11 protein-coding genes are annotated in these 12,968 nt (G+C 52.2%); 7 read left to right on the top strand and 4 right to left on the bottom strand.

Annotation, left to right across the window (positions count from 1 at the left end):
• Positions 1-27 precede the first annotated feature (27 nt).
• From cobN to ACXAF9_RS15085, 5 genes are all read left to right on the top strand, one after another.
• A complete protein-coding gene (cobN, locus tag ACXAF9_RS15105; RefSeq protein ID WP_475075522.1) occupies positions 28-3,897 on the top strand; it encodes a cobaltochelatase subunit CobN in 3,870 nt (1,289 codons plus the stop codon).
• Positions 3,898-3,953: 56 nt separating this feature from the next.
• On the top strand, positions 3,954-5,513 hold the full coding sequence (locus ACXAF9_RS15100) for a cobyric acid synthase (protein WP_475075521.1): 1,560 nt from the start codon (positions 3,954-3,956) through the stop codon (positions 5,511-5,513).
• Positions 5,510-6,457 carry an adenosylcobinamide-phosphate synthase CbiB gene (cbiB, locus tag ACXAF9_RS15095; RefSeq protein ID WP_475075520.1) on the top strand — a complete coding sequence of 316 codons (948 nt, stop codon included), beginning with the start codon at positions 5,510-5,512 and terminating at the stop codon, positions 6,455-6,457. Before ACXAF9_RS15100 ends, cbiB begins: the two co-directional genes overlap by 4 nt.
• Positions 6,454-7,545, top strand: a complete 1,092-nt coding sequence (locus ACXAF9_RS15090; protein WP_475075519.1) for an aminotransferase class I/II-fold pyridoxal phosphate-dependent enzyme — start codon at positions 6,454-6,456, stop codon at positions 7,543-7,545. The genes cbiB and ACXAF9_RS15090 overlap by 4 nt, the downstream gene beginning before the upstream one ends.
• A gap of 101 nt (positions 7,546-7,646) precedes the next feature.
• On the top strand, positions 7,647-8,807 hold the full coding sequence (locus ACXAF9_RS15085) for a sirohydrochlorin chelatase (RefSeq protein ID WP_475075551.1): 1,161 nt from the start codon (positions 7,647-7,649) through the stop codon (positions 8,805-8,807).
• A 19-nt stretch (positions 8,808-8,826) separates the two neighbouring features.
• On the opposite strand, the gene ACXAF9_RS15080 is transcribed toward ACXAF9_RS15085, so the two are convergent.
• On the bottom strand, positions 8,827-9,399 hold the full coding sequence (locus ACXAF9_RS15080) for a GNAT family N-acetyltransferase (RefSeq protein WP_475075518.1): 573 nt from the start codon (positions 9,397-9,399) through the stop codon (positions 8,827-8,829).
• 109 nt (positions 9,400-9,508) lie between these two features.
• Here ACXAF9_RS15080 and sdhC point away from each other — a divergent pair, with 109 nt between their 5' ends.
• Together sdhC and sdhD are read left to right on the top strand one after the other, a co-directional pair.
• Positions 9,509-9,889 (top strand): succinate dehydrogenase, cytochrome b556 subunit, encoded by a 381-nt coding sequence (sdhC, locus tag ACXAF9_RS15075; protein ID WP_475075517.1) that lies wholly within the window; start codon positions 9,509-9,511, stop codon positions 9,887-9,889.
• Positions 9,880-10,227 carry a succinate dehydrogenase, hydrophobic membrane anchor protein gene (sdhD, locus tag ACXAF9_RS15070; RefSeq protein WP_475075516.1) on the top strand — a complete coding sequence of 116 codons (348 nt, stop codon included), beginning with the start codon at positions 9,880-9,882 and terminating at the stop codon, positions 10,225-10,227. Before sdhC ends, sdhD begins: the two co-directional genes overlap by 10 nt.
• 74 nt (positions 10,228-10,301) lie before the next feature.
• Here sdhD and ACXAF9_RS15065 read toward each other — a convergent pair whose 3' ends face one another.
• The 3 genes from ACXAF9_RS15065 to ACXAF9_RS15055 all read right to left on the bottom strand — a co-directional run bounded on the left by ACXAF9_RS15065 (position 10,302) and on the right by ACXAF9_RS15055 (position 12,851).
• Entirely contained in the window at positions 10,302-10,511 is a 210-nt protein-coding gene (locus tag ACXAF9_RS15065) for a hypothetical protein (RefSeq protein WP_475075515.1), read from the bottom strand.
• Positions 10,512-10,627: 116 nt separating this feature from the next.
• Positions 10,628-11,302 (bottom strand): hypothetical protein, encoded by a 675-nt coding sequence (locus ACXAF9_RS15060; RefSeq protein ID WP_475075514.1) that lies wholly within the window; start codon positions 11,300-11,302, stop codon positions 10,628-10,630.
• 97 nt (positions 11,303-11,399) lie between these two features.
• Positions 11,400-12,851, bottom strand: a complete 1,452-nt coding sequence (locus ACXAF9_RS15055; protein WP_475075513.1) for a TrkH family potassium uptake protein — start codon at positions 12,849-12,851, stop codon at positions 11,400-11,402.
• Positions 12,852-12,968: the final 117 nt, after the last annotated feature.

Raw genomic sequence — 12,968 nt, 5'->3', positions numbered from 1 at the left:
AGGTAAAGACAGGTATAACGCGCGGCTATGCATTTATTGGCAGCTCAACCCGGTGGTTTTGTTGATGATGAAGGGATCATCGACTTAAACCAAACGCCGGCCGACATGGTGATTTTGTCTGCAGCGGATACGGCGTTGGGGGCTCTTTCTGACGCACTCGCTGTATGCGAGGCAGACACCGCCTTTAATGCGCCCTCGGTGCGTTTAGCCAACTGGATGCAGCTATTAAAGCCCGCCGCGTACGACCTGTACGAGCACAAGGTGCTGGAGGGCTCTCGTATTGTGGTGCTCTCCTTATTGGGGGGCGCAAGCTACTGGCCCTATGGTCTTGAGCGACTAATAGCTTGGGCCAACGCCGATGATAAGCGCACCTTAATCGTGGTACCGGGTGATGATACCCCAGACCCTGAGTTGTTCAGGGCCAGCACGGTACCAGATTCCGAGGCAGTACGGGTGTGGCGTTATTTGCGAGAGGGTGGGCTTGATAACAGTATTCAGCTGATTAAATCCTTAAGTGCGCTTTATCTGGGGGGAAACTGTCCTTGGAATGAGCCAAAACCTCTGCCCAAATGCATGATCTACCTGCCGGATCAGTCCGAATCCAGCCTTAAAGCGGCCACCTTTACCGAGTGGCAAACACGCTATCTTGGCGTCGATCAAGCCGTTGGGCAAATCAGCGGTCGCTCAACGAAGCCGGTCGTACTGCTACTCTTTTACCGCAGCCATCTTCAAAGCGGTAATACCGCGGTGTTTGATGAGCTGATTCAAACACTGGTCGAACAAGGGTTGGCCCCGTTACCGATTGCGATCGCCTCGTTAAAGGATGCCGAGTCGTTGGCGTTGGTGAATGCATTGCTGGTGCAATCCAATGCATGCCTGATCTTAAACAGTACGGGCTTTGCCTCCAACACGGTGGCAAGTCCCGATTTGTGCTCCCATCCCAGTGAGTTTTACTCACCTTTTGCCAAAGATGTCCCAGTGTTGCAACTGGTGCTCTCAAGCAGCACGCGGGAGGACTGGGAAACCCACTCCCAAGGGTTGCGAAGCCGCGACATCGCCATGCAAGTGGTTCTACCGGAGATGGATGGTCGTGTGCATACTCGCGCACTCAGTTTTAAAGCGCAGGATCATTATGATGAGCGCACGCAGATGGCGGTGGTGCGCTATCGGCTGCACGGTGAGCGCGCGCGATTTGTGGCTCAGTTAGCCAAACGCCACTGTGCTTTGCGCCTGAAACCCAACAGCGAAAAACGCATCGCCCTGATCTTAGCCAATTACCCCACCAAAGATGGACGCATCGGCAATGGGGTTGGGCTGGATACACCGGCATCTGCGGTCAATCTTCTTAAAGCGCTGGAGCGCGATGGTTACCCCATCGACACCATCCCCGAAACGGGCGATGCGTTAATCCAAGCACTGTTGGGGGCCGTCACCAATAACCCCAACACCTTGCACAATTTACCCTGCTGGCAAAGCATGGCACTTGATGAGTATTGGGCGTGCTTTAATCAGTTGCCCAAGGCATGCCAAACGGCGGTCATCAATCAATGGGGCCACCCCGAGCAAGACATCAAATACCGCGATGGCCGCTTGATGCTCTCGGGGATTCGATTGGGCGAAACCTTTGTTGGTATTCAGCCAGCACGGGGCTTTAACATTGATCTGGTCGCCAACTATCACGATCCGGATCTGATCCCGCCGCATAACTATCTGGCGTTCTATTTTTGGCTGCGCGAATGTTACCAAGTGGATGCCATCGTTCATGTCGGGAAGCACGGAAACCTAGAATGGCTGCCGGGTAAGGGCAGCGCGTTATCGGATCAATGCTGGCCCGATATTGCCCTTGGCCCGATGCCAAACTTTTATCCGTTCATCGTGAATGACCCAGGCGAAGGTGCGCAAGCTAAGCGCCGCACCCAAGCGGTCATCATCGATCACCTAATGCCGCCGATGACCCGCGCGGAAACCTACGGCGAGATGGCCGTCCTGGAAGGCTTAGTTGATGAGTACTACCAAGCGATGGGCATGGACGATAAACGCCAAGCCTGGTTGCGTACCGAGATCTTAAAACAGGTGTCGGAAACCCATCTTCTTGAGGAGTTAGGCCAAACCCGCAACGATGATGAGGTGCTCAATGAGTTGGACGCCTACCTGTGTGACATTAAAGAGGCACAGATTCGTCATGGTTTGCATCGCTTAGGCGAGCTGCCTGAAACGAGCAAATTAGCCGATACCTTAGTTGCCTTGTTGCGCTTACCCCGAGGCGAAGCCGCCAGCAGCCAAGGTATTTTGCACAACTTGGTGTTGGACCTTGCACTGACCGTGAACGATGCGCCGTTCGATCCGCTAAAAGCCACCAGCCACACATGGCAAGGGGAAAAACCTGCACGTTTGCAATCGCAAAGTGAAGAGGTCTGGCGCAGTGAGGCCGACACTCGCGAGCGGCTCGAATTACTGGCGGTGGAATTGATCATCCAATACGTGCTTAACGACCGGCCTTTAACAGAGCTTTCGGACCTTCCGAGAATGCAGGATCAACTGGCCTATGCGCGCCAATCCATTTATACGGCTCTTGAGCAAAGCGCTGATCTTGAGATCCAATCCCTTTTGGATGGCTTAAAGGGTCGGTTTGTGAACCCAGGGCCAAGTGGCGCACCCACGCGCGGGCGTTTAGATACCTTACCGACCGGTCGTAACTTTTATTCGGTGGACAACCGATCCATCCCATCGCCTGCGGCGTGGGCCATCGGTGAAAAATCGGCCAAGGCCCTGATTGATCGCCACTTGCAAGAACACGGCGATTACCCAAGCACGTTAGGGCTTTCGGTTTGGGGCACAGCGACCATGCGAACCGGCGGCGATGATATCGCACAAGCCTTTGCCTTGATGGGGGTAAGACCCATCTGGGCGCCGGGCTCAAACCGTGTCGTAGATTTTGAGGTGATCAGTACGCAGTTGATGGGCCGCCCGAGGGTGGATGTCACTTTGCGCGTTTCTGGCTTTTTCCGTGATGCCTTTCCTAATGTGATGAAGCTCTTTGATGCGGCGGTAAACGCCATTGCCGAGTATCAAGAGCCGGGTAACGGCAACACGATTGCACACAACATCGAGCAGCGAGTGTCCGAGCTAATGGCCGAAGGGCGCACGTTTGACCAGGCGAAATCTGAGGCCAGCTACCGCGTGTTCGGCTCGAAACCGGGGGCTTATGGCGCTGGGCTTCAAGGTTTAATTGACGAGCGCTGTTGGGAGCACAAAGGGGATTTGGCCGAGGCCTATCTAAACTGGGGTGGCTATGCCTACGGTCAGCAGGCGGGCGACGGTATCGCTGCGACCGAGGCGTTTAAACATCAGCTCTCGCAACTGGAGGTGGTGGTACAAAACCAAGATAACCGCGAGCACGACCTGCTGGATTCGGATGATTACTACCAGTTCCAAGGCGGGATGAGTAATGCGGTTGAAGTGTACCGTGGCGCCGCGCCAGAGGTGTATCACAGCGATCATTCCAACCCGCAGGTGCCAAAAATTCGCACTCTCAAAGAGGAGCTAAACCGTGTGATTCGCTCAAGGTTGTTGAATCCTAAGTGGATCGCTGCGATGCAAGAGCACGGTTATAAAGGGGCGTTTGAGATGACAGCAAGCGTTGATTACCTCTTTGCGTACGATGCCACCACGAACCTGATTGCCGATTACCAGTACGAGAAGGTTACCGATGCCTTGGTGTTTGCCCCCGAGAACCGCGCATTTTTAGAAGCCCACAACCCCCACGCCCTTGAGGAAATAGCCGAGCGATTGCTTGAGGCAACCCAGCGGGGGCTTTGGCAAGAACCGGGTCATTATGCCGATCAGCTTCAAGACCTCCTTTTGGAATTGGATGAGTCACAAGAGCGCGCGCATTGAGTACCACGAACACTGCAAGACACCTAGACCGAGCCGTACAACTGAATGAGACCAGCATGAGCGCGTTTACATCCCCACATACTTTGATGGTACAAGGCACCACATCGGACGCTGGTAAAAGCGTATTGGTGACAGCTTTGTGCCGTATTCTGGCTCGGCATCAGGTGTCGGTTGCGCCGTTTAAACCGCAAAACATGGCCCTCAACAGCGCGGTGACCGCCGAAGGCGGTGAGATAGGCCGAGCCCAAGCGGTGCAGGCTCAAGCGTGTTTTTTACCGGCCTCTATCGAGATGAACCCGGTGCTGCTCAAGCCCAACAGTGATATTGGCGCGCAGGTGATTGTAAACGGCCAAGCCATTGGCAACATGAAGGCCACCGAATACCACGCCTTTAAGCCCACATTGCTCGGCGAAGTGGTAAAGCGTCATCAAGGTTTGCAAAGTAAAGTCCAAGCGGTGATTGTTGAAGGGGCAGGTAGCCCAGCTGAGATCAATCTGCGCGAGCACGACATTGCCAACATGGGTTTTGCCGAAGCGATCGACTGCCCTGTGATTATTGTGGCGGATATCGATCGGGGTGGGGTGTTTGCTCATCTACTGGGCACCTACGAGCTTTTATCGGATTCCGAAAAAGCCCGGGTCAAAGGCTTTGTGATCAACCGTTTTCGGGGTGATGTCAGTTTATTAGAGTCCGGCCTTCATTGGCTGGAAGAGCGCTCGGGTGTACCGGTCCTTGCGGTCATTCCGTATGTCATGAACCTGCATATCGAAGCGGAAGATGCGGTCAATAAACAGCAAACCAGTGGAGATCAAAAACCTCTTAAAGTGGTGGTGCCCATGTACCCACGGGCCAGTAACCACACGGATTTTGATGTGCTTCGTATGCACCCGCAAATCGATTGCGAGTTTGTCCGCGACGCAAGCACGTTTAGTGGGGCAGATGTCATTGTGCTACCGGGCAGTAAAAATGTCCGAGGTGATTTGTCGTGGTTAAAGGACCAAGGCTGGGAAGGTATCATCAAGCGTCACCTTCGCTTTGGCGGAAAGCTGGTGGGCATATGTGGTGGCTATCAGATGTTAGGCGAGTGGATTCACGACCCAGATCAGATCGAATCACAAGCAGGGTCAAGCCAAGGCTTGGGTTTGCTGGCGATGGATACAACCTTAACCGATCAAAAAATGCTAAGAAACGTCTCTGGCACGATGGTCGATGTTGATCAAAAAGTGAGCGTAACCGGCTATGAGATCCACGCAGGCGTGAGTCAAGGCGAGGCACTTGAGCATCCACTTTTTCAGATCACGGATGCCGAGGGCACCGAGTACCCTGAAGGTGTGAAAGATCCATCGGGGCAAATCTTAGGGACCTATCTTCACGGTGTGTTCGACCACCCCGAGTTTCTGGATGCCTGGCTTGCTTGGGCGGGTGTCGATCAAGCTAAAGCGTTTGATTACCCCGCGTTTCGGGAGATGCAGATCAACCGCATTGCCGACACAGTTGAAGCAGCCTTGCCACTCTCGACGCTTTTATCCTTGCTCTCTTTGGAAACCGAAGCCTCAAAGACCAATGCTACAAAAACGAACGCATCAGAACCCAAACCCCTTGGAGTCGATGCATGAGTCTTTTTGCCGCAGTGCTCATCGCACTGGTGTTGGATCTTTGCTTTAAAGAGCCCAAGCGCTTTCACCCCTTGGTCGGTTTTGGCCATCTCGCAAGCCATATCGAGCAGCGCTTGAATCGCACGCGCAACTCGCGTGTTCTAGGTGCCGTGGCATGGTGTGTGGCGGTACTGCCGTTGGTGGCTTTGGCGTGTGGTTTGGCCTTTGTGATTGAAGGGCATGCCGTTTTAGCGGTGCTTGTTTCTTCGGTGGTGCTGTATCTGGCGATTGGTTGGCAAAGTTTGCTCAGTCACGCCTTGGCGGTGGCGAAACCTTTGGCGGCTGGCGACTTGCAGGCCGCGCGTGTTTCGGTGGGGATGATCGTTAGTCGCGATACCCGAGTGCTCGATGATCAAGCGGTTGCCTCGGCTGCGACCGAGTCGGTATTGGAAAATGGCGCGGATGCGATCTTTTCGGCACTTTTTTGGTTTTGTGTGTTGGGGATACCAGGCGTTGTTTTGTATCGACTGAGTAATACGCTGGATGCGATGTGGGGCTATAAAAACGATCGTTACCTGCACTTTGGTTGGTGCGCCGCTCGCATGGATGATCTGTTAAATTTGATCCCCGCGCGGCTGACGGCGCTCAGTTACGCGTTGATGGGGCAAACCAAGTTGGCGTTGAAAGCTTGGCAAGATCAAGCCAAAACGTGGAAAAGCCCCAATGCTGGCCCCGTTATGGCCTCTGGCGCTGGGGCGATTAATGTCGCTTTGGGTGGGGCTGCGGTGTATCACGGTACTTTGCAGCAACGCCCGCCGCTCGGGCCACCGTTAGGCGATAAACCAAGTGCAGACAGTATTTTTAACGCGTGTCGGCTGGTCAATAAAGTCGTTTTGCTTTGGTTGCTGGTGTTGGGACTTGGTGCTCTTATCGGGCTAACCCAAGCCGGAAAGGTGTTTTTATGACTCGGCCTTATCACGGTGGCAATCTGCACCAAGCGGCTAGCCAATACGACATCCCACTGAGTGATTGGGTTGATCTCTCGACCGGCATTAACCCGGTGGCGTACCCGATACCCGACATCGAGGCCTCTGTCTTTCAGCGCTTGCCATACCCATCGGATGCCTTTGGGAGCGCGATCCTTCGTTATTATGGGGCCGAAGGGCTCGCCTGTAATGGGTCGCAACCGGTGATCGAGGCGTTACCCAGCGTGTTGCCCGATTATCCTGTGCTCCTCCCAAGTGGCGGCTATCAAGAGCATCGCCGCAGTTGGAGTCAGCATACCCAGTCGTTATCGTTCTACCCCGCAGAGTGTCTTAACCAAGCGAACAGAGCCATCGAGCAGGCGCTCGCTACCGGAGAGCCGTTTCACTTGGTGTTGATCAACCCCAATAACCCTTCGGGCCTGATGTTTTCATGCGAGCAGATTTTTCAATTTGCCAAACAGATGCCCCAAGGTGGTTGTGTCATCCTTGATGAGGCGTTTATTGATCTGAATCCTACACAAAGCGTCCTAAGCGATTATGATCGGTTTACTCAGCTGGATAACCTTTTGGTGTTGCGCTCGTTTGGTAAGTTTTTTGGTTTAGCGGGGGTGCGTTTGGGGTTTTTCTTCGGCCCTAAACGGTATCAATCAACACTTAGATCTATGATGGGCCCGTGGGCGGTGAATGGACCTGCACAGTGGCTGGCGGAGCACGCGTTGTTGGATGAACGCTGGCAGACTAAAGCGCGTATCGGTATTGCAGAAAATGCCGCGTTTATGAAAAACGCCTTTCAACCCGTGTTAGAGGCCCACAGTGGTCAGTGGTTGACGGATCAGGGCCTCTTTTTGAGTGCTAAACTGACACGTGAGGCAGCCCATAAGATTTATACCCAGCTTGCTAAAATGGGCGTGCTTATTCGTTTGATTGATCATGATGAGTGGCAGCCTGTTGACGGCACCTCCTATTTGCAAGAGGATGCGCTGCTTCGCATTGGGCTGGTGGATGCACAGCAAGAAGCGATGCGTGAGCGCATCGTCAAGGCGTTTAGTGCGCTGATCAACGCGTAAAAAAATGATCTATAAAAGGGCTTTTAGACGTATCGAAAGCCCAGATAATGTTTGAATTTGAATGACAAAGTGGAGAAAGCCCCGTGCCTAAAAAAGGTATCATGGTGTGCGGTCACGGTAGCCGTGATAAAGATGCAGAAAGAGAGTTCAGTCGCGTAGCCGAAGGCTTAAAAAAACGCTTCCCGGAGATGCCGGTCGAGTACGGTTTTTTAGAGTTTTCAGCGCCGAACATTCACATGGGGCTAAACTCGCTGAAAGAGCAGGGCGTGGATGAGATTTACGCGGTCCCGGGGATGCTCTTTGCTGCAACGCATGCTAAGAACGATATCCCATCGGTGCTGACCACCTACGCCGAGAAAAACGAAGGGATGTCTGTCCACTATGGGCAGGAGCTTGGTTTGCATCCGGCCATGATTGATGCCTTCCAAGCACGCATCTACGAATCACTGGGACTTGATCCAAACAACCCGCCGGACAGCCTATACGACACCATGCTGGTGGTGGTCGGGCGAGGCACTTCCGATACTTACGCGAACGCAGAAGCGGCAAAACTGACGCGTATTGTGAATGAGAACATGGGCTTTGGTTGGGCCGATATCGTTTATTCCGGTGTGACCTATCCGTCTGTGGGTGTGGGGCTTGAGCGTTTAATGAAGCTTGGCTTTAAAAAGATCGTGGTGGCGCCGTATTTCTTATTTACTGGCCGTCTGATTAAGCGCATCTTCGGTTACGTGGACAAAGTGGCGGCTGAAAACTCAGACGTTGAGTTGATCAAAACGCCATACCTGAACGATCACGAGAAGGTGATCGATGCGTTCGAGGTGCGTGTGCGTGAGATCCTCGATGGCGAGCCTACGGGCGATGAAACCTTGATGGAATCCTTCCAGCGTCGCTTAGCGGCGGGCGAGGTCGATGTGCACCACCACCATGCGGAGTTTGACCCGCATGCGGAGGAAGGGCACTCGCATGATAATCATGATCATTCACATGGCCACGAGCATTCGCACGATCACAGCCACACGCATGATCACGCCCACAGTCATTCGCATGGGCATTCTCACAGTCACCACCACGGGCATGATCACGGACATGGCCACTCGCATGGGGTCTACAAGCACATCGCGCACCCATTGGGGCCGCGCACCATGATTGGTGAAGGGGTATGCTGCTGCTTTATGAGCCAGTTCCCGCAAGAGGTACTCGATGAAGAGAAAGACCGCATCGCCCTGTGTAAGCCTGAAGATGCGCTGGCGCACCGCTAAGCGATCGATAAACAATAGGTTAGTTGGGTAAGTAACGGCGCATGGTGACGACCTGTTGATCCCGCTTTGGATGGCAAGCCTCTTCGATGTAACCGATGGAGTGATAAAGAGCGCACGCACTTAGGTTGTTGCGCTCTACCTCCAAACGTAAGCAATGGCATTGATGCGCTTTGCAAAGTTGCGTGAACTCCGTTAACAAGCGTCGGCCAACGCCTTGATTTCGCCACTCTTTCGCCACCACTAACCCATTGTGTAATAGCTCGCCTTGGTTAAATGCGCGATGCTCTGTTCGACTTAACCAAGCAAGACGACAATAAGTGATGGTGCCTAACTGCTGTTTAAGCATCTGGGGCGTGGCTGCGCCAGTAAAACTGCCTTCTGGGGTTTGAAAACCTGCGAGCCCAATCAACTGGTCGTCGTAAAAAGCCCCCATGGCGTAGTCTTGGCAAAGCGTGGAATCCAACAACTGATAAGCGCGTTGGGGACCTAAGATTTTAGCCATAGGGGTATGTTGGAACGCGCTCAAGTAGAGTTTGATCAGCGGATCACGTGGGTACTGGCTTAAGTCTGTGCGAATGGTCAGTGATGTCATTGAATCAGTCGCGATTATAAATGGGCTTACGACTTTATCGTTAATGCAAATCTATATCAATTGCATTATCATTTTGTAGCTATTTTGTTGAACCTGTTGGAGTAATGCTATGAGCAAGCAACGACCGGTCAATTTGGATCTTAAGACGATCCGGTTGCCGATCACCGCTAAAGCATCCATTTTGCACCGTGTTTCGGCGGTGGTGCTGTGGGTGGGTTTGGCGTTTTTTATCCCAGCCCTAATTGTTTCATTAAGCAGTGAAGAGGGGTTCAACACCCTACACACGCTGGTGACCGATAACTTCTTTGGGCAGTTTATCGCTTGGGGCCTATTAACGGCGTTTGGCTACTACGTAGCAGCTACGCTGAAGCATGTGATTCAAGACATGGGCCACTTTGAAGAGCTCGAAAGCGGTATGAAGATCTCCGCGGCCGCCATCGGTGTGGGCGTTTTCTTAAGCCTAGTATGGGGGATTTGGGTATGGGCATGACCGCCGCCGAGAAAGCACGCAGTGGCACACGCGAATGGTTACTGCAGCGCATCTCAAATCTGTCGATCTGCTTGTGGGGCTTGGTATTTATCCTCTCGGTTCTGTTTATGGATCAAGCCGATTACGCCAGCTGGAAGAACCTATTTGACCCACTCTGGTTCAAACTATACACGAGTCTTACGCTCATTTTAGTCGCGCTGAACTCCGTATTGGCGGGATGGCAGATTGGTACCGACTACGTCAAAATTCCGGGTATAAACCGTGTTTTCATGGCCGGTTGCATTGCGGTCACTGTGCTGTATTTTTGTGCAGGGTTCTACATTTTGTGGATCTTATAAAGGTGACTAAAAAAGGGATCTTCGGATCCCTTCTTTGTAGGTGTGCTTACATTCACACCTCGGGTTTGACTGACTTACAGATTAAGCTCATTCAACGTGAGTTCCGCAACGGGCACATTCACCATTTCGGATAGGGTCGCTCTTAGCTCATCGAGGGTGGAGTATTGTGTGGCAGGGTCGTACTCACCTTGGTAATAATGCCCATCGGTGTTTCGTACCAGCGCTAATTGAAATTTGTGGCCATCTTCACCACGTCCCCGAATCAGATAAACGTCCAGCAACATACTCTCTCCAAGCAATAAAGCTAATGCAAATCGTTATCAATTCTATATCAAAACCGCACCCAGTGAATAGCGTATCTCTACGACTGGGTGCGGTGTTCGACTAAAAGGGTAGGCCGTTACAACTCTTTCGAAGAAGTAAGGCCTGGTTGCAAGGCATCCAGAAGGGGTTGGATATGCGCTTGTTCGTGGGCCGAAAAGATTTCGGAAAAATGATCGGCACCCAACAGTTGCTGGCGACCGAAATGATTCAGACTGGTTTGGTTGTTAAGGGCAATCTCTCTGAAAAACTGATCCAACGATTCGTGCACAACTCGAGGCCGGGCCAGTCCAAGCAGCGAGGGCTCCAACATACAGCAGGTGCCATCGTCTCGGGGTTGGTCGGGGTAGTGATGCAAAAACTGCGCTTCAAACCGTTGCCCATCGATACTGATAAAACGAACAGAGGCAGCATCCGGCAGAGCGCGAATGCGAACAGCTCCGGCGTTTCTTTGCCACTGTACCCCACACAGCTTTAAACAAAATGGCTCAAAAAAACCATGTGGGTTACGCATCCGAGCAAAGGGGCTGCATGGGTCGGCTTCAATGCTTTTGATCTGCTCCTCTATGGCGTGGCGGTTAACGCTTTCCAGTGCGACTTTACCAGAAACGCTGGTGTAACTGAGTTTGAGGGTAGGCAATAGATAGTAGATCGCCTGATCAACGTCCCGAGACGTGCGAGTTTGCTCACTGGATGTTGAGGGCAATGAACTGGCGGGTCGACATTGCTTTAGGAAGTAGCTGAGTGATCCCATTGTCATCTCCATACTGTTTTTATCTATGTAAATGATAATGGTTATTATTCAATATGAATATATAAAGGTGTCTTCCTTGCTATGAATTCAGCTGATATCAGCCTCGCCAAAATGCCGGTGAGAACAACGCCAGCACTGTGAAGTACTCAAGCCGACCCAAAATCATGGTGCCGGACAGTAACCAGGTTCCGGCATCGGTAATGGGTTCAAAGTTAGAACCTACCTCGCCAAATCCTGGGCCGAGTACGTTCACACACGCCGCTACCGCAGTAAATGCCGACCAATAATCAAGGCCGGTAGACATCAGCAAAAGCGTAATCAGCATAGAGGCACCGGCCGCAAAAAACATAAAGGACATCACCGCATCGCGCACATCGGAATTGACCGGGTGCCCTTGGTATTTGATGGTGAAGACACCGTGCGGATGCATCAGCTGTTTAAAGTTCATGCCAATCATCTTTAGAGTCAGAACAATGCGGATAATCTTATTTCCGCCGGCGGTGGAGCCTGCACAGCCCCCCAAATAGCCGGTAAACACCAGCAGGAAGGCCGCGGCGGCAGGCCAATGGCCAAAATCTGCTGCGCCAAACCCGGTGCTGGTAATGAAGGATATGATATGAAACGCCGAAAAACTGAAGGATTCGGGTAGGGCAGAGTAAACGTCCGTCTTCAATAAAAAGAGCGCAAGCCCAAGGGATAAAGATAATACGATGATCAAAAAAGCACGGGCTTCTTCATCTTGCCAATAGCCCTTAACCTGACCTTTAGAAACCACTCTAAAATGCAGCCCAAAATTGATCGCGCCCAATAGCATAAACAGATTGCTGATCCACAGCAGAAGATGACTTTCGTAGTACCACATACTGGCGTCATGGGTTGAAAATCCGCCGGTTGAAACCGTTGTAAGGCTATGAGCAATGGCATCGAACAGACTCATACCGCCAATGTAGTAAGCCAGCGCGCACATCAACGTGATGCCGATGTAGACCCCCCACAAACGGTGGGCCGTATTAAATACCCGTGGTGATACCTTATCGTCTTTGATGGGGCCTGGTGTTTCAGCCTTAAGGAGCTTCATCCCGCCCACGTTCAGCATCGGGAGCACGGCAACAACAAAGATCACAATCCCTAAGCCGCCCATCCATTGAAGAAACTGACGGTACATCAAAAAGGATTTCGGCAGGTAATCAAGCCCCGATAACACCGTGGCACCGGTGGTGGTTAAAGCGCTGATGGACTCAAATACCGCGTCCGTGTAACTGATGTGGGTGATGGTCATGATGGGGAAGGCGCCAAGTAAGCCTGCAATCAACCAGGTGGCCGTTGCAAACACTAAGGCGTCTCGGTAGCCCGCCTTGGAGAGATCTCCCTTATTGACCTTGATAAAGGTCGCGATGCCAAAAAATAACATCGCAAGCGCGGGGTCAAGAAAATGCCAGACTTGACCATCATGAAAAATAACTAAAGAGAGTACCGCGAAGAACAGCTGTACAACCCCCATCCAAAGTACCGGAAGGGCCAGCAAGCGAAGAGTGATTTCAATATTCACGTAATGATGAACTCATATAATACGCGTTAATGACGTTCAATTACGGGCTCACTATACGCCGGTCTTTTTAAAAGATCTCTCACTTTTGGGATAAATTCGGGCTTTCAAGAGTCTTTC

The organism is Neptunomonas sp. ABH4_499 (assembly GCF_056160565.1).
This window is presented reverse-complemented; position numbering and strand designations above follow the sequence as displayed.